This is a genomic window from Streptomyces sp. NPDC005141, assembly GCF_053599975.1.
In genome coordinates this window covers 25,998-42,703 of record NZ_JBSFYW010000058.1, presented here as the reverse complement: position 1 = coordinate 42,703, position 16,706 = coordinate 25,998, and the positions used below count along the sequence as shown (strand labels likewise).

Here is a 16,706-nt window from a genome sequence, read left to right as displayed (position 1 = left end):
GTGCGGCTCTGCCGAGGCGCCGTGGGAGCGAGAGGGCCGGTGCGCCGGCCGGATCAGCGCCCGTTCCGGCTCCGGGCCGCCCCGTCCCGGCACTTGCGGACCAGCACCACCCACGTCAGGGCCATGAACAGTAGCGCGAAGCCCGCCAGGACCACCCAGCCGCGGGAGGCCGGGTGGCCGAACGAGTCACCGTAGGAGGCGAGCAGCGGAGGACCCAGCGGAGAGCCGCCCGCGCGCCACAGTGATGCGAGACCGACCCCGCTGCCCAGTGCCTCGAACGCCCACCGGTTGGTCATCGCCCAGCTGACGGCCTCCCCGGAGCCGGTCATCCGGGGCACCGGAACGAACGCCCCCGAGAAGAGCACCTGGGGAAAGCACAGCAGGGGCAGCATGAGCGTCGCCTGCCCCGGTTCGGACACCGCCGCCGAGGCCAGCAGCCCGAGCGCCAGCGCGGCCGCCGAGGCCAGCACGCTCGACACGAACAGCGAGCCGTAGGTGTCCCAGCCCGCCGACGGCAGACGGTCCAGGGCGCGCAGCACGACCAGCAGCAGCGCGTCCGCGGCCGCGAGCACCGGGAGCATGGTGGTGAGCTTCGAGGCGATGTACGGCCCGATGCGCAGCCCGGCCGACCATTCGCGGCGCAGTACGGGCAGTTCGGTGCAGATCTGGAGCAGCCCGTACGTCAGCCCGAAGAAGAACGCGCCGAACGCGATCCAGAACATGATCATCGCGGTCGATCCCGGGTCGGGCGACGCCGGATCGAAGGCGCCCGCGCGGAACAGCACCGCGAACATCGCCACGATCATCACCGGCGAACCGGCCAGGACGGCGAGCGACAGCCGGTTGTGCAGCAACAGCGCGGTACCGCGCCGGGTCAGCAGCGCCCACTGCCGCATCGCGCCAACGCGACGCGTCCGCACCGGAGGTGACGTCCGCCCGGTCTCCTCGGTCCGGTCGGTCCTCTCGGGGGCGGTGCGCTCGGCCCGTACGCCCTCGGCCACCGCCGCGTACACCTCCTCGACCGTCGCGACCCCGAACGCCGCGCACAGGCGGTCCGGTTCACCGGTGTACGCGGCCTCTCCGCCCGGGGAGAGGAAGACGACCTGGTCGCAGCGGAGCAGGTCGGCCAGGACATGCGTGGTCAGCACGACCGTGGTGCCGTCCTCGGCGAGTGCGCGCAGGGTTCCGAGCAGCGCCGCGCCGGTGACCGGGTCGAGGCCGGAGGTCGGCTCGTCGAGGAAGAGCACGCGCGGCCGGGGGAGCAACTCGACCGCGATGGAGGCCCGTTTGCGCTCACCGCCGCTCAGCGCACGCACCGGGGTCGCCGCCCGATGGCGGAGCCCCAGTGTCTCCAGTACCCGGTCCACTCGCGCGGCGACCGCCTCGGGCGGCGTGCCCGGGGCCAGGCGCAGCCCCGCCGCGTAGATGAGCGTGCGACGCAGCGGCAGCTCGCGGTGGATGATGTCCTCCTGCGGCACGAAGCCGAACTCCGGCCCCGGGAGGCCGGGTCGGGACCCGTCGTGCAGCACCTCGCCCTCGGCCGGAGCGCGCAGTCCCGCCAGGGTCTGGAGCAGCACCGTCTTGCCCGCGCCGCTGCTTCCGGCGATGACGGTGAGCCGCCCGGGCCCCGCGTCGAACGACACGTCGTGCAACACGCGCCCGGCCCCCCGTACCTCCTGGCCGATGCGACGCGCCCGAACGCGCAGGCCGTCGACCGGTGTGACGGGGCTGTCCGCGGCGACAGGGGGGCTCGGCTGCGTGGGAGTCGGCATGGGGGCAGCATGCCAGGGGAGCGGACGGCGTGACCCGTCGTCCGCCGGAAGGGCGGGGAACCCTGCCCGGACGGGGCTCGTGTCCATGCCGGACACGGCCGTGCGGCGTCGTAGCGTGGGCTCCGGAGGACGGGATCTCGTGACGGCGGACGCAGGGTGGAGCGATGTGCTGGAGTGCGACGGCCGATCTGGCGGCCGGTGCCGGTGTCGCCGCTGTCGGGGTGACCTGTGTCCTCCGGGCGCGGCGCAGGGAGGATCTCCCGCTGGCCGCGCTGCCGTTGCTGCTCGGCGCCCACCAGATCGTCGAGTCCCTGGTCTGGGACGCCGGTGGCGGTACCGGTCGCGCCACCGTGGCCTGGGCCGTGATCGCCCTCCCGCTGCTGGCGGTGTGGGTGCCGTTGGGCGTGCTCTGCGCGGCACCACGCCCTGCCCGGCGCCGGCTGATGCTTCCGCTCGCCTGCGGCATCGCGACCGCGGCGGCGCTCGCGTACGCGCTGGCCGCCCACCCCGTGAGGGCGGAGATCCGCGGCCACACCATGGGCTATGTCGTCGACCTGGCGCAGCCCGAACTGGTCATCGTGGGCTACCTGTTCGCCACCGTCGGCGCGTTGCTGATGTCCGGTGACCGCGGGTTGCTGCTGCTCGGTGTCCTGGTCGCGGCGGGCGCGGTGATCTGCTGGTCGCTGTGGGAGCTGGAGTTCGTCTCGACGTGGTGCGCCTTCGCGGCGGTCGGCTCGGTGGCCCTGCTGGGCTGGGTGAACTCGCGTGAGGCCGTCGTCCCGCTCGAGCCGGCGGATCACCGATGACGTGACGGACCGCGCCCCGGCCGGCCGACGGACCGCCGCCCGTCCGCCGGAGCGCGGGTGATCCGCCCGGACACCGGTGATCGGGTGGGGGCCGGACGATCAGGCGCGGAACCGGTGATCGGGCGCAGGCTGGGTATTCGGCGACCTGTGAATGACCTGACGAGTTCCTCATATGTGTCGGTCAGGGTCGACGCATGATCAACTCCGTACACCGTGTTCCGGCGGCGATCGCCGTCGCCTCGCTCCTGATCGCGGGGTGCGGCGGCGGCACGGCCGAGACGCTCGGCCCGGGAGCCGGTGGCTCCTCGGCGCGTCAGGGTGTGGCGACACCGGCCCCCGCACCGACCGTGACCGCCTCGCCCGAGGCGGCACCGCGGCGACCGCCGGGCCTCGGCCCCAGGACCTGGGCGGCCGTCCCGTCGCGGACCCGGCAGGCCGTCGTGGTGACCGGCCGGGGCAGGAACTCCCCGCTGTCCACCGTGGTGCTGTACGAGCGTACGGAGGCGGGCTGGCAGGCGGGCCCGAGCCGGCCCGCGCACAACGCCCTCAAGGGCTGGACCGCCCACCACCGGGCCGGTGACCTGCGTTCCCCCGTCGGGGTATTCGGCCTCACGGACGCCGGCGGGCTGCTGCCCGACCCCGGCACCCGGCTCCCGTACGACCGCTCGGGTGCCTTCACCTCACCCGGCACGGGCTTCGAGGGCGAGTCGCTGGCAGGCGCCTTCGACTACGTGGTCGCCGTCAACTACAACCGCAGGCCCGGCACCACACCCCTGGACTGGACCCGCCCCCTGGGCGCGGCCCGCGGCGGAGGGATCTGGCTGCATGTGGACCACGGAGGCCCCACACACGGCTGCGTCGGTCTGCGCGAAGGCGACCTGAAGGAGCTGATGCGCGACCTGGACCCCGGCCGGCACCCCGTGGTGGTCATGGGGGACGCGGCCTCGCTGGCACGGTGAGCACCTTCCGGGACTGTCGTCGGCCCGGGTCCACCGGCAGGATCCCAGGGGGATGTGAGGAAGGTGTCAGCGTGTGGGAAGCCCCTCCCACCGGCCGATTCACGGGCCGTCGCGCTTACCATCGGCGGCGTGTGCGCACATGTGCTGGTAGCGGAGGACGACGAGATGCAGGCGGAGCTGATACGCCGCTCGCTGCTGAGTGAGGGGCACACGGCGACCGTGGTCCACGACGGCGGGGCCGCTCTCGACGCGGCCCGGCGGAACCGGCCCGACCTCGTCGTCCTGGACCTGATGCTCCCGGTGGTCGACGGCTTCGGGGTGTGCCGGGCACTGCGCCAGGACGACGACATCCCCGTCCTGATGCTGACCGCCCGCTCCACCGAGGACGACGTGCTGCTCGGCCTGGAGCTCGGCGCGGACGACTACATGACCAAGCCGTACAGTCCGCGCGAGCTGATGGCCCGTATCCGTACGGTGCTGCGGCGCAGCGGACGGCCCGCCACCGAACGGCGGGGCGATCCGGTCGTCCGGGCCGCGGGGATCGCGGTGGACCCCGAGCGGCACACGGTCCTGTGCGACGGCTCACCGGTGGACTGCACCCCGGGCGAGTACGAGATCCTGCTCGCGATGGTCGGCGAACCCGAACGGGTCTTCTCCCGGCGGCAGTTGCTGCACTGCACCCGGGGCATCGACCGGGCGTCGACCGAGCGGGCCATCGATGTGCACATCATGAACCTGCGCAGGAAGATCGAGGCGGACCCGCGCCGGCCCGCGCGATTGCTGACGGTGTTCGGCGTCGGGTACAAGCTCAAGGGCGAACGGGCGTGAGCCGCGCCGTGCCGCTGCGCAGGAGTCTGCTGGTGCGGCTGCTGATCACCTCCGTGCTCATCGCCCTGTGCTCCGTGGCGGCGACCGCCTGGCTCGCGGTGCAGACCACCACCCGGGCCATCCAGGAGGAGCAGGGCCAGGTGCTCGCCGAGGACATGGACATCCTCCGGCAGCTCAGCGGATACGCGGCGACCCATCCCGACTGGTCCGGTGTCGCCGGAACCCTGCGCACGATCTCGCACAGGACAGGCCGGCGCATCGCCCTGACCACCGGTGACCGCACCCCGTTCGCGGACTCCGCGGCGCGGGGGACCTCCCTGCCGCCCCGTGCCGCCGCCACGGTCGACCCGCTGCGCACCGACACCTCCACGGAACCCGGAGCACAGCTGACCGGCGTCGATCCACGCGCGGTGGGGCCGTACCGGCTGCCCGCGACCGAGCGGCTGCGGGTGGCCAAGCTGGCCACGGTGCGCCAGCTGTGCTTCTCGCGCTACGGCATTCAGACCCGAACGGAGCGGATGCCGAGCGGCCGGACGGTCCTGACGGACATGGACGGGAGGCTCGACTCCGGCTATGTGCCGACGGAGTGCGCCGACGGGAAGCTCAACACCGCCACCCCGACCGAGCAGAAGGCCCTGGACGTGCTGTCGGCGCTCACCCGGACGTGTCTCGACCAGCACAAGGTGCACCTCACCTACCCCGTTGCGCTGACGCTCGACGCCACGAGCAGGGCCACGGCTGCCCCCTACTTGACGTGGAAGAGGCCGGGTGACCTGCACAGCGCCCAGACCCGGACGGTGAACGACTGCGTCGACGGCGCCAGGCGGCGGCAACTCGATCCCTATGTCGCCCCGGTCGCGGAACTCTTCCTCGGTACGGGAGACAGCCCCACTCCCCGCTTCGACATGTCCACGGCCAACAAGGCCAAGGTGTTCGGTGTCACCGGACTCGTCCTCGCCCTCACCGTGGCCGTGACCGCGCTGGTCGCCACCCGGCTCGTACGTCCCCTGCGCGCGCTGACCGAGGCCGCGCGGCAGCCACCGGAGCGGCACGTACGGGTTCCCGTCACCACCCAGGACGAGACCGGCATCCTGGCGCTCGCCTTCAACGAGCTGACCGAGCGCCGCGAGCGCATGGAGGCGCAGCGCAAGGCGATGGTCAGCGACATCGCCCACGAACTGCGGACCCCGCTCACCAATATCCGCGGCTGGCTGGAGGTGGCCCGCGACGGCCTCGTCGACCCCGACCCGGAACTCCTGTCCTCCCTGCACGAGGAGGCCGTGGTCCTGCAGCGCGTCATCGACGATCTCCAGGACCTCGCGGCCGCGGACGCCGGCACCCTGCGACTGCGCCGCGAGGAGATGCGCGCCGACGAACTCCTCGAACAGGTCGCCGCGGCACACCGGGTGGGGGCGGAGGCCGCGGGCATCGTCCTGGTCACCGAGGTGGCCGGCACACCGTGGCTGGACGCGGACCCTGTACGGATGCGGCAGGCGCTCGGCAATCTGGTGTCCAACGCGATCCGCCACACGCCGGCCGGCGGTACGGTCACTCTCTCTGTCCGCGGTCACGACGGGCAGGTCGTGCTCGAGGTGGCCGACACCGGCGCAGGCATCGAGCCCGGGGATCTGGCCGCCGTCTTCGACCGGTTCTGGCGGGCGGAGAAGTCCCGCAGCCGGCGCACCGGGGGCAGCGGCCTGGGCCTCGCCATCGTCCGGCAACTCGTCGCCGCCCACGGCGGAACCGTCGCCGTCGCGAGCGAGGTCGGCAGCGGCTCGGTCTTCACCCTGCGGCTACCCTGGGCGAAGGCGCCCGCACCGCCCGCCCCGGCGGACTGAGCGGCGCCGGCCGGACGGCGCCGGTCTATTCCCGCTGATGGTGGTGGAGCCGGTACCAGGACCGGTGGTCCTCCTCACGATAGGGATCTGGTGGCTCCGGCGGGCTCGGCGCAAGGTGGACGCATGAACATCACCCATCAGCCGGAAACCAGGAGCCGTGTCACGCCGTTGAGGTCGCTCCTGGGAAGCACCTACGTCCCGCGCCGTGCCGTCGTCCACCCATTTCACCGGAAGACGTTGTCCGAGTCGTCCAGGATCGACGGCTCACTGAGCGCGGACTCCCGCGGAACCCGCGACGAGGTCTGATACATCGCCTCGATCTCGGCCGCGTACCGCTGGGCGATCGCGTCCCGGCGCAGCTTGAGCGAGGGCGTCAGCAGTCCGTTGGACAGGTCGAACGGCTCCGGCAGGACACGGAAGACCCGGATCGACTCGGAGCGGGACACGGTGGTGTTGGCCGCCGCGACCGCGCGTCTGACCTCCTCCCGCAGCTCGTTCTCCTCACGCGCGTCCCGGGCGGGTGTCTCCCCCTTGGCCCGGGACGCGCGCCAGTGCGTCACGAACTCGGGGTCCAGCGTGATGAGAGCGCCCACGCAGGGCCGGTTGTCGCCCACGACGGCCGCCTGATGGATGAGCGGATGGACCCGCAGCCGTTCCTCGAGAGCGGAAGGGGCCACGCTCTTGCCCCCGCTGGTGATGATGATGTCCTTCTTGCGCCCGGTGATCGTCAGGTATCCCTCGGCGTCGACCTGGCCGATGTCCCCGGTCGCCAGCCAGCCGTTGCGGAACGAGGCCTGGGTCGCGGCCGTGTCGTTGATGTAGCCCTGGAACACGGAGGGCCCCCACACGAGGATCTCCCCGTCGTCGGACACCTGGACCTCCGTGCCCGGCAGTGGGCGTCCGACGGTGCCGAACTTCTCCCTCCCGACCGGCTGCGCGGTGATTCCGCCGCTGGTCTCGGTGAGCCCGTATCCGTCGTGCACGAAGATCCCGATTCCCGCGAAGAACAGGGCGAGTTCACGGTTCAGCGGGGAGCCGCCCGACACCGCGCCGCACACCCGCCCGCCCAGCGCGCCGCGCAGCCGCTTGTACACCGTCTTCTCGTAGAGGGAGTGCTGAAGCCGCAGATCGAAACCGGGGCCGGTGCCCGTGCCCAGCCGCCGGCGCTCCTCGGCCAGGGCGAAGTCCTGCGCCGTGCGCACGGCGCGCTCGAACAACGCGCCGCGACCGGCCCGTTGGGAGGCACGCAAGAAGTTCTTGTAGATCCTCTCGAACACGGAGGGGACGGCGTACAGGTAGGTCGGCCGGAACGAGAGCATGGCCTCGGACAGCGCGTCCTCCCGCAGATCGGGCTCGTGCCCCATCAGGATGCCGCCGCGCAGACAGAGCCCCTGGATCATCAGGCCGTAGGCGTGGGAGAAGGGCAGGAAGGCGAGGACGGCCGGCTGCACGCCCGGCGGAGCCGCCGTGTGTCTCCAGCCTTCGAGCAGGGTGTCGCAGGGGCTCGCCAGGCTGCGGTGCGTCAGGGCGCAGCCCTTGGGCTGTCCCGTCGTGCCGGAGGTGTACGCGATGACGGCGGTGGAGTCGGCGAGCACGATCCTGCGCAGTGAGTCGACCGCCGTCGCCGGTATCGCGCGGCCGCGTTCCACCAGCTGAGCGATCGCGCCGGTGTCCAACTGCCAGACATGGCGCAGGAAGGGGAGCGCGGCGCACGCCGAGCCGACCGTCATGACCCCCTGCTCGTCCTCCACGACCACGCCCACGCAGTGCGCGTCCTTCAGGATCCAGGCGACCTGCTCGTGCGACGACGTCGGGTAGATCGGCACGATCTCGGCGCCGACCGACCACAGGGCATAGCTGAGCACCGTCCACTCGTAGCGGGTGCGCGCCATGATGGCCACGCGGTCGCCCGGCCGGATGCCGGACCTCATGAGCCCCCGCGCCACGTCGACCACTTCGCCCCACAGCTCGGCCGCCGTCACCTGCGTCCAGCCGCCCGCGCGACCCTCGGGGCGGTGTGCGACCTGCGGCAGATCGGGGGTGCTGAGCGCCGTCTCGTGGAGGCTGTCGGCGAGTCCCCCCTGCATGACTGCTGCCGGTGGAGGAAGGTGGGACTGGTGCATTCGCCGCTCCGGAGTTCTCCTCGACGTGGCCTCACCCCCGGAGGCGCCGATGCCGAGGATTCCCGAATGTAGCCCACGCGGGCGACGGCCGCGTCCAATTCCGGCAGCAGTTCGCCCGCCGCGGAGCTTCCGGGTCCCGGACCTTCCCCTTCGCCCCGCAGAGGGGCCAACAGCTTGCCGTCCGGGCGCCGTTGACGCCTGCCGTCCTTGCCGGTCACTGCGGGGCGAAAACGGAACAAGGCGGACATCTGTCCCGTGTGCACGGAAGGTGCTGCATTCCTGGCGGCCGCTTCGCGGGCGCAGGCCGCCGGGACACCGGCCGCCGCCTCGCGCCGGCAGCGGCCCACTCGCGTCGATCCACGGCACCGGTCGGAGCGGCGGGGCCTCACGCGGCCGTGGGATCGCCGTCGCGCTCGGCCTGCCGGGCGATGGACGCGAGCAGACGGCGCATGCCCCGCGCGTGACCGCCCGTTCCCACGACGAGCCGACGGTAGACGCCGCCCGCCGCGCCGGGAAAGGCCGCCCGGCTCTCGGCCCGCAACCGCGATCGGTCCGGGCCCACCTGCTCGATGCGGAAGATCAGGGCGTAGGACGAGAAGCGGTGGCGGCCCTGGAGGACCAGCTCGCTCCCCGGGACGGCGGCGGTCACCCGGAACCCCGGGATCGTGGAGCCCTCGGCGAAGGGGCGGGGCCCCGAAGCCGTGCGGTCGGCGCACCCGACCAGTCGCGCGTAGCCGGACGCTCCGGGCCGTGCGGCGGAGCGGTCGAGGACCTCGCCCAGGCCGCGCCAGAGGTCGTCGGTTCCCGCCGCGACGACGGTGGTGTGTTCATCGAGGTACGGCAACGCGTCGATCCGCACAGGGGCCTCCAGGAGGCGGGTTCCGGGTTTGGGAACCATGATGGCGCGGTCGCGGGGTGCCCGGCTCGGGGTGTCGGCGGCGACACGGGGAGCTGCCGCGTCGTCCGTACTCGGCCGACTGGTCACCCGTTCACCCTTTCGGGGAGAGGCCTCGGGCTGACAGACTCCGGAGGTGCGCGACTTCGACATGCTTGTCATCGGATCCGGCCCGGGCGGCCAGAAGGCCGCCATCGCCGCGGCCAAGCTCGGCCGTCGGGTCGCCGTCATCGACCGCCCCGACATGGTCGGCGGGGTCTCCATCCACACCGGAACCATCCCCTCCAAGACGCTGCGGGAAGCGGTCCTGTATCTCAGCGGCCTCAGCCAGCGGGATCTGTACGGCCAGAGCTACCGCCTGAAGGAGGACATCACCGTCGCCGATCTGACCGCGCGCACCGAGCACGTGGTCAATCGCGAGGTCGACGTCATCCGCAGCCAGCTCTCGCGCAACCACGTATCCCTGTTCGCCGGCACCGGCCGCTTCGTGGACGACCACACCGTCGCCCTGGTCGAAGTGAACGGCAACGAAAGACTGTTGAGCGCCGAACACATCGTCATCGCCACGGGCACGCGCCCGGCGCGGCCCGACACCGTCGAGTTCGACGGGCGGACGATCATGGACTCGGACAACGTCCTGAACCTGGAGCAGGTGCCGCGCTCCATGGTCATCGTCGGCGCCGGTGTGATCGGCATGGAGTACGCCTCCATGTTCGCCGCCCTCGGCTCCAAGATCACGGTGGTCGAGAAGCGCGCCGGGATGCTCGACTTCTGCGACGTCGAGGTGATCGAGTCGCTGAAGTACCACCTGCGGGATCTTGCCGTCACCTTCCGGTTCGGCGAGACCGTCGCCGCCGTCGAGCGCCACCCCCGGGGCACGCTCACGATCCTGGAGAGCGGCAAGAAGATCCCCGCCGACGCGGTCATGTACTCGGCCGGCCGACAGGGCCTCACCGACGAACTCGACCTCGACAAGGCGGGGTTGTCCGCCGACAGGCGCGGCCGGATCACGGTCGACGAGCACTACCGCACCGAAGTGCCGCACATCTACGCCGTCGGTGACGTCATCGGCTTCCCGGCACTCGCGGCGACCTCGATGGAACAGGGTCGTACGGCGGCGTACCACGCCTGCGGAGAACCGGTGAACCGGATGCACGACCTGCAGCCCATCGGCATCTACACCATCCCGGAGATCAGCTTCATCGGCCGGACCGAGGACCAGCTCACCGAGGAGTGCGTGCCGTTCGAGGTGGGCATATCCCGCTACCGGGAACTGGCCCGGGGGCAGATCATCGGCGACTCGCACGGCATGCTGAAGCTGCTGGTCTCGCCCGACGACCGCAAACTCCTCGGCGTCCACTGCTTCGGTACCGGCGCGACGGAACTCATTCACATCGGCCAGTCCGTCATGGGCTGCGGCGGTACGGTCGACTACCTCGTCGACGCCGTCTTCAACTACCCGACTCTCGCCGAGTCCTACAAGGTCGCCGCCCTGGACGCGACCAACAAGATCCGGCAGATCGACCGCCTGCGGGACTGATCACCGCGAGGACGCCCCGCCCGGCAGGCTCCTCGGCCGGGCGGCGCCCCGCGGAGCCGTGTCAGGACAGTGGAATGGTCACCTCGTCCTCGATGGGCGGATCGATCTCGTGGTCGAGGGTGCCGGTCGCCGAGTGGCAGCGCAGATGGACCGAGGACGGGGTGACGTCCAGGCGCAGGAAGCACTTGAAGAACGGCGGACTGTACGTCGCCGAGCCGGGCGAGAAGAGCTGGGTGTACGCCTTGCGGACCGGGAGCCGCAGGCGCGAGGTCCGGTCGGGGCGGCCGCCGGCACCCAGCAGGCCGGCGACCAGACGCGCGCGCAGGGTGACGCGAACGGATGTGCCCTGGGCCCGGGTCGGAGGGATGCCGAGCCGCTGGGCGATCACCGCCGTGGCCTCGGCCTCGGTGAGCGTGAAGAAGCGGCGCATCCGCAGCCGGCGCCCGTAGAGCCTGCTGTAGAAGGCCAGGGAGTCGCCGCGCAGCGGATAGCAGCGGAAATCCTCCTCGGCGACCTGGGCGACGCGGACCCGGGGGATGGTGTGGGTGGCGTGCATGAACGCCCCGCCGCCACCGGCGACGACGTACTGGATCGTGCGCCCGCCGTCCACCCGTACCGGATAGCGCTGGTAGTTGTGGATGTCGCCCCCGATCGCGGCGACATAGTGATGACCCGGGTCCCGCACGATGTCGTCGACCGTGCCGCCGCCCTCGATGGCGCACGGATGGTGCTCGCCGTCCACGTAGAGCGGGGAGCCGGTGATCAGGATCTTGGGCCTGTCCCCCTTGGACACCTCGCGCAGCCAGCGCCCCTGCTCGGCGTCGAGGCTCCCGAGCAGGCCGGTGTCGATGCCTATGATCCGCACCGGTCCGGCGTCGATCGCCCAGTACGGGCCCGGCTGGACGGCCTGTTGGGACGGCGCCGAACGCAACTCCTTCGCCTCGGCCAGCCGTTGCTCGTCCGCCGCGCCCGGCCTGTGCCACAGCAGCGAACGCAGCCAGGCCCGGGTCGCACGGCGCGGGGCCGCCTCCGGAGGCAGTGGCGGCGCCGCGCAGAACACCCGCATGAAGCCGTGCAGGTCCTCGTACCAGTCGTGGTTGCCGGGTATGGCGTAGATCGGCGCCCGGTAGTCCCGGTAGGGGCGGAAGAACTTGCTGCCGTAGTCGTCCGTGCCGCCGACCGGATAGATCACATCACTGGCGAGGACGGCGAAATCCGTTCCCTGACTCACCTTCAGAAACCCTGGCACCACGGCGTATTGAGGATCATCCCCCTCGCCCGTGTCGCCGATGACCATGAAGGAGAAGTGGTCCGCGTCCGTGCGCCGGATCACCGCGTCGGAGGGCGCTCCGGCGGCCGCCCGCTGCTCCACCCAGCGGGCCCGGGTACGGCCCGTGGGGTCCCCGAACCACGACGCCAGCACGCCGTTGCGCGCGGGCCACAGGGTCCTGGGGTCGAGCCACGAGAGCTTCTCGACCCGGGACGGCATCAGCCGCTTGTACTCCCCGAGTCGGTGATCGCCCCAGCCGGCGCCCTCGGCGGTGTCGCGTGAAGAGTGAGCCATCGGTGCACCTTGACGTGCTCCCTGGTCTAATGTCCAGGGATTCTGGCCTGGGTCTTCTGACCCTTCCGGGGGCTTCCTGCTTCAACGCGCTGTGCGGGCACGTGTGCCCGTCTTACCGGCACTCCACAGGCGTTTAACGTCTCCACCCGTCCGGCGGCGACGATGCGGCGTCCTTCGAACAGGACGTTACGTGCTGCGTTGTGGTCGCGGTCGTGGACGGCGTGGCACTGCCCACACGTCCACTCCCGGACGTGCAGGGGCTTGGGGCCGTCCCGGAATCCGCAGGCCGAGCAGGCTTGAGAGGACGGAAAAGCCCGGTCCACCTTGGCGAAGGTGCGCCCGTGCTTGACCGCCTTGTACTCCAGCATGTTGACGAACGCGGACCATCCCGCGTCGTGCACGGACTTGGCGAGTCGGGTGCGCCCGAGGCCGGACACCGCGAGGTCTTCCACGTACACCGCTTGGTTGTCGCGAATGATCTGCGTGGATGCCTTGTGGTGCCAGTCCCGGCGTCGGTCCGCCACCTTGGCGTGCTGGCGTGCGACCTTGGTGCGGGCCCTGGCCCGGTTTTTTGATCCCCTGGTCTTGCGGGACAGCTCCCGCTGAAGGCGCTTGAGCTTCTTCTCGGCCCGACGCAGGAAGCGGGGACTGTCGATTCTTCTGCCGTCGGACAGGACGGCGAAGGCGGACAGGCCGAGGTCGAGACCGGCGTCGGTCTCCAGTCGGGGGAGGATGTCCGGCTCGGTGTCCACGACGAAGCTGAGGAAGTAGCGGCCGGAGCTGTCTTTGGTGACGGTCAGGGACGTGGGGGCGGCCGGAAGCCGACGGGACCACTTGACCTTGAGGTTGCCGACCTTGGCCACGTACACCGTGCCGTCGTCCTGGAGGCCGAAGGCGTTGGTGTTGAGGCGGATGGACTGCCGGGTGTCTTTCTTCGATTTGTAGCGGGGAGGGCCGACCTTGCGGCCGTGCCGCTTGCCCTTGATCGAGTCGAAGAAGTTCTTGTAGGCGGTGTCCAGGTCTCGCAGGGACTGTTGCAGGACGACCGCGGACACGTCGGCGAGCCAGGCGCGTTCCTCCGTGCGCTTGGCCAGGGTGATGCGAAGACGGGACAGCTCGGCCGACTTCACATACGGCAGTCCTGCCGCGTGCGCTTCCTTGCGGTCGCGCAGGCAGTCGTTCCACACCACACGGGCGCACCCGAACGCACTCGCCAGCGCGCGGCGCTGGGAGGCCTCCGGGTAGGCCCGGTAGTTGTAGCGGAGCTGCACGCCCACGACCCTACTGGGATTGGGTCTCATGAATGGTCAGAGCGACTACAGGCGTGGCAGATACGTCGTTTCGGCGATGCACGTTCACTTGGTCTTTGTGACGAAGTACCGGCGCGGGGTGTTCAACGACGAAATGCTGACGCGCTGCGAAGAGATCATGCGCAAGGTCTGTGAAGACTTCGAAGCGGAGCTGAAGGAGTTCAACGGCGAACGCGATCACGTCCACCTCCTGGTTCACTACCCGCCCAAGGTCGCAGTCTCGAAGCTGGTCAACAGCCTCAAGGGCGTCTCCGCTCTCCGGATACGGCAGTAGTTCACCGGCCGGATCAACCACGCCATCATGCACGGGCACCTGTGGTCGCCCTCGTATTTCTCTGCATCGTGCGGCGGAGGACCTTTGGCGATCGTCCGCCAGTACATCGAGCAGCAAATACGCCCGCTCTGAAGTGCATGTCAGAGCAGCCTTCAGATGCATTCAGCCCCGGCGTGAACGCCGGGGCTTTCTGCAAGAGCTTCGGTAACAACGCCCTTCAGGCAGCCCGTCGCCACCCCAGCGCCGGGCCCAGCTTCGTGGCGATGTCGGTGAGGATCTGGACGTAGTCCTCGTGGTCGAAGGTGAACGGCAGGGCAAACGCCACCTCGTCGATCTCCCTGAACGCGGCCTGTGCGTAGAGCTGTTCGGCGATGCGGTCGGAGCTGCCGACGAGGTCCGGCGCGAACATCAGGCGCGCGGGTCCCTGCGGGGTCGCCGTGCGTGGCAGCCGTCCCTGGGCGTACGCCTCGTACTTCGCGCGCTGCGCGGGCGAGGCGCTGTCGGTGGGGATCACGACGAGTCCCTGCGAGACGCGGGCGCGTTCGCCGTCCGGGTGCCGGGCGCGGAAGGCCCGTACATGGGAGAGCTGGATCTCGGCGAAGTCCTCCGACTCCTCCGCCTTCACGACACTGCTGGTCAGGAAGTTCATACCGTGCTCGCCCGCCCAGCGCGCCGAACGCAGGCTGCCGCCGCCGTACCACATACGGCGGCCCAGACCGGGGGAGTGCGGCTGCACACGGTCCGAGAAGACCTCGAAGCCCTCCATCCCGCTGAAGTCGGAGGCGGGCTTGCCGCGCACGAAGTCCAACAGCCGTTCCACGCGCCCGTAACCGAAGTCCTCGGTCTCGGCGGTGTCGGGATAGAGGGCGTGCTTCACCTGCTCGTAGTGCAGGGGCGGGCCGACGCTGACTCCCGGGTTGAGGCGGCCCTTCGCCAGCACGTCGACGGTCGCCAGGTCCTCGGCGAGCCGCAGCGGGTTCTCCCAGCCCATGGGGATGACCGCCGTCCCGAGCTCGATGCGGCGGGTGCGCTGCGAGGCGGCCGCCAGCACGGCGACGGGCGAGGAGATGCCGTACTGGAGATGGCGGTGACGCAGCCACGCGCTGTCGAAGCCCAGCCGCTCGCCCAGTTCGATGATGCCGAGCGTGGACTCGTGCCCGCGCCCGGGATCGTCCTCGTCGAACAGGCCGATGGTCAGGAAGCCCAGCTTCAGCAAGGGGCGTGAGGGCAGCGGCACGGGCTCCTCCATCATTCGCGGCGGACTTCGTCGAACACGGGCGCTGCCGACGATTGTCGCAGGCGATCACCGTGGGCCGACGGGGAGGCCGCGCAGGTCACGGGGGCCGGCGCGGAGCGCCCGCCCGGCGGGCCGTGCCGGACTTCGCGAAGACACTGCGCGACACGGGCCGTGCATGGCACCGTGAGCGGAGGGTCTGGCCCGTCGCTCCCCCCGTGGTGACGGGCCAGACCTCTGCGCCGGCCGACGCCTCCCCGCGGCCGGCCGGAGGGGTGCCGCCGGGCGGGCGGAGCCGCCGCGACCCCTCAGTCCCTGATGGCACAGGCACCGGCCCGGCTGCCACACCTTTCGACGAGCTGCGCATCGTCCGGGCACGGGCCCGGCAGGAAAGCCGTCCGTTCCCGACCTATCGTGAACAACGGCCGGTCCGTGCCGGGCCGGAGGACCCGACCGTGATCGACTCGACGGCGGCCCTGTGCCGTCCCGATGAGGAGGAACCGGATGAGCGGCACGATGCACGCGGTACGAGGCCACCGGCGGGGCGGCCCGGATCAACTGGTGTACGAGGTCGCGCCGAGGCCGGTTCCCGGCCCGGGTGAGGTCCTGATCGAGGTACGGGCGGCGTCGGTGACCTCGGGGGAGCTGGGCTGGGACGCGACCTGGACCGACAGCTTCGACGGCAGCGGCGGCCCCCGGCTGCCCATCGTGCCGTCCAAGGAGGTCTCCGGTGTCGTGGCCGAGCCGGGAGAGGGTGTCACGGACTTCGCCCCCGGTGACGAGGTCTACGGACTGATTCCGTTCACCCGGGACGGGGCCGCGGCCGAGTACGTGACCGTTCCCGCGGCGGTGCTCGCCGCGAAGCCGCGCTCGCTCGACCATGAGCGGACGGCCGCGCTGCCGCTCGCGGGCCTGACGGCATGGCAGGGGCTCGTCACGCACGCCGGTATCGCGCCGGGGCAGCGGGTGCTGGTGCACGGCGGGGCGGGAGGCGTGGGCTCCTTCGTGGTGCAGGTCGCGGCCGCGCTGGGCGCCGAGGTGACGGCCACCGCGTCGGTCCGGGACGCGGACTTCGTCCGTGGCCTGGGCGCGAAGACCGTGATCGACTATGCCGGGCGGCGCTTCGAGGACGAGGTGAAGGACGCGGACGTCGTCTTCGACACCGTCGGAGGCGACACCCTGGACCGATCCTGGCGGGTGCTGCGGCCGGGCGGTGTGCTGGTCGGGATCGTCACCCCGCCCGCACCGCCGGGCGGGACGGACGTCCGCGCGGTGTTCTTCGTCGTGGAGCCGGACCGCGCGGGCCTGGACGAGCTGAACGCGCTCGTCGAGGCGGGCCGGCTGGTCCCGCAGGTCGACCGGATCGTCCCGCTGGAGAGCGCCCCGGCGGCCTACGCGGCCCTCGAACGAGAACACCGGCGCGGCAAGATCGTGCTGCACGTCTCCTAGCGACCGTGCCAGGCGTCGCGGGCAGGCGAGACCCCGCTGCACGCCCTGGGACGCGCGGGCCTCCCGGGAGCCTCCCGCCCCCGGGCCGTGGGCGTCGTCACACGTGACAGCGAG

General features: G+C 71.3%; 12 protein-coding genes and 1 pseudogene. 7 read left to right on the top strand and 6 right to left on the bottom strand.

Annotation, left to right across the window (positions count from 1 at the left end; translation table 11 throughout):
* Window positions 1–53: 53 nt before the first annotated feature.
* Window positions 54–1,772: an ATP-binding cassette domain-containing protein gene (locus ACWD68_RS33115; RefSeq protein ID WP_451810148.1), complete on the bottom strand. Its 1,719-nt coding sequence runs from the start codon at window positions 1,770–1,772 to the stop codon at window positions 54–56.
* Window positions 1,773–1,936: 164 nt separating this feature from the next.
* Here ACWD68_RS33115 and ACWD68_RS33110 point away from each other — a divergent pair, with 164 nt between their 5' ends.
* From ACWD68_RS33110 to ACWD68_RS33095, 4 genes are all read left to right on the top strand, one after another.
* Window positions 1,937–2,578: a DUF6629 family protein gene (locus tag ACWD68_RS33110; protein ID WP_451810147.1), complete on the top strand. Its 642-nt coding sequence runs from the start codon at window positions 1,937–1,939 to the stop codon at window positions 2,576–2,578.
* A 194-nt stretch (window positions 2,579–2,772) separates the two neighbouring features.
* Complete coding sequence (locus ACWD68_RS33105; RefSeq protein WP_451810146.1) at window positions 2,773–3,537, top strand: L,D-transpeptidase family protein; 765 nt, start codon at window positions 2,773–2,775, stop codon at window positions 3,535–3,537.
* A gap of 129 nt (window positions 3,538–3,666) precedes the next feature.
* Window positions 3,667–4,365, top strand: a complete 699-nt coding sequence (locus ACWD68_RS33100) for a response regulator transcription factor (protein WP_451810145.1) — start codon at window positions 3,667–3,669, stop codon at window positions 4,363–4,365.
* Window positions 4,362–6,203: a sensor histidine kinase gene (locus ACWD68_RS33095; RefSeq protein ID WP_451810144.1), complete on the top strand. Its 1,842-nt coding sequence runs from the start codon at window positions 4,362–4,364 to the stop codon at window positions 6,201–6,203. The genes ACWD68_RS33100 and ACWD68_RS33095 overlap by 4 nt, the downstream gene beginning before the upstream one ends.
* 224 nt (window positions 6,204–6,427) lie before the next feature.
* Here ACWD68_RS33095 and ACWD68_RS33090 read toward each other — a convergent pair whose 3' ends face one another.
* The gene (locus ACWD68_RS33090) at window positions 6,428–8,290 is read right to left on the bottom strand and encodes an AMP-dependent synthetase/ligase (RefSeq protein ID WP_451810143.1); all 1,863 of its coding nucleotides are present in this window, start codon (window positions 8,288–8,290) and stop codon (window positions 6,428–6,430) included.
* 421 nt (window positions 8,291–8,711) lie between these two features.
* Complete coding sequence (locus ACWD68_RS33085; RefSeq protein ID WP_451810142.1) at window positions 8,712–9,311, bottom strand: hypothetical protein; 600 nt, start codon at window positions 9,309–9,311, stop codon at window positions 8,712–8,714.
* 46 nt (window positions 9,312–9,357) lie between these two features.
* Here ACWD68_RS33085 and sthA point away from each other — a divergent pair, with 46 nt between their 5' ends.
* Window positions 9,358–10,761, top strand: coding sequence for a Si-specific NAD(P)(+) transhydrogenase (sthA, locus tag ACWD68_RS33080; protein WP_451810141.1), 1,404 nt, complete (start codon window positions 9,358–9,360; stop codon window positions 10,759–10,761).
* A 61-nt stretch (window positions 10,762–10,822) separates the two neighbouring features.
* On the opposite strand, the gene ACWD68_RS33075 is transcribed toward sthA, so the two are convergent.
* Complete coding sequence (locus ACWD68_RS33075) at window positions 10,823–12,325, bottom strand: metallophosphoesterase family protein (RefSeq protein WP_451810140.1); 1,503 nt, start codon at window positions 12,323–12,325, stop codon at window positions 10,823–10,825.
* 26 nt (window positions 12,326–12,351) lie between these two features.
* Window positions 12,352–13,596, bottom strand: a complete 1,245-nt coding sequence (locus ACWD68_RS33070) for an RNA-guided endonuclease InsQ/TnpB family protein (protein ID WP_451810139.1) — start codon at window positions 13,594–13,596, stop codon at window positions 12,352–12,354.
* Between the two features lie 28 nt (window positions 13,597–13,624).
* Here ACWD68_RS33070 and tnpA point away from each other — a divergent pair.
* A pseudogene (gene tnpA / locus ACWD68_RS33065) lies at window positions 13,625–14,041 on the top strand (IS200/IS605 family transposase).
* A gap of 85 nt (window positions 14,042–14,126) precedes the next feature.
* On the opposite strand, the gene ACWD68_RS33060 reads toward tnpA, so the two are convergent.
* A complete protein-coding gene (locus tag ACWD68_RS33060) occupies window positions 14,127–15,146 on the bottom strand; it encodes an LLM class flavin-dependent oxidoreductase (protein ID WP_451810138.1) in 1,020 nt (339 codons plus the stop codon).
* 501 nt (window positions 15,147–15,647) lie between these two features.
* Between ACWD68_RS33060 and ACWD68_RS33055 the strand changes: the two genes are divergently transcribed.
* Window positions 15,648–16,592: an NADP-dependent oxidoreductase gene (locus ACWD68_RS33055; protein ID WP_451810137.1), complete on the top strand. Its 945-nt coding sequence runs from the start codon at window positions 15,648–15,650 to the stop codon at window positions 16,590–16,592.
* The last annotated feature ends 114 nt before the right edge of the window (window positions 16,593–16,706 follow it).

Bases quoted from the DNA above. Each gene is read 5' to 3' on its own strand.
- ACWD68_RS33115 (WP_451810148.1), bottom strand. From the start codon at position 1,772: ATGCCGACTCCCACGCAGCCGAGCCCCCCTGTCGCCGCGGACAGCCCC.
- ACWD68_RS33110 (WP_451810147.1), top strand. From the start codon at position 1,937: ATGTGCTGGAGTGCGACGGCCGATCTGGCGGCCGGTGCCGGTGTCGCC.
- ACWD68_RS33105 (WP_451810146.1), top strand. From the start codon at position 2,773: ATGATCAACTCCGTACACCGTGTTCCGGCGGCGATCGCCGTCGCCTCG.
- ACWD68_RS33090 (WP_451810143.1), bottom strand. From the start codon at position 8,290: ATGCAGGGGGGACTCGCCGACAGCCTCCACGAGACGGCGCTCAGCACC.
- ACWD68_RS33075 (WP_451810140.1), bottom strand. From the start codon at position 12,325: ATGGCTCACTCTTCACGCGACACCGCCGAGGGCGCCGGCTGGGGCGAT.
- ACWD68_RS33055 (WP_451810137.1), top strand. From the start codon at position 15,648: ATGAGCGGCACGATGCACGCGGTACGAGGCCACCGGCGGGGCGGCCCG.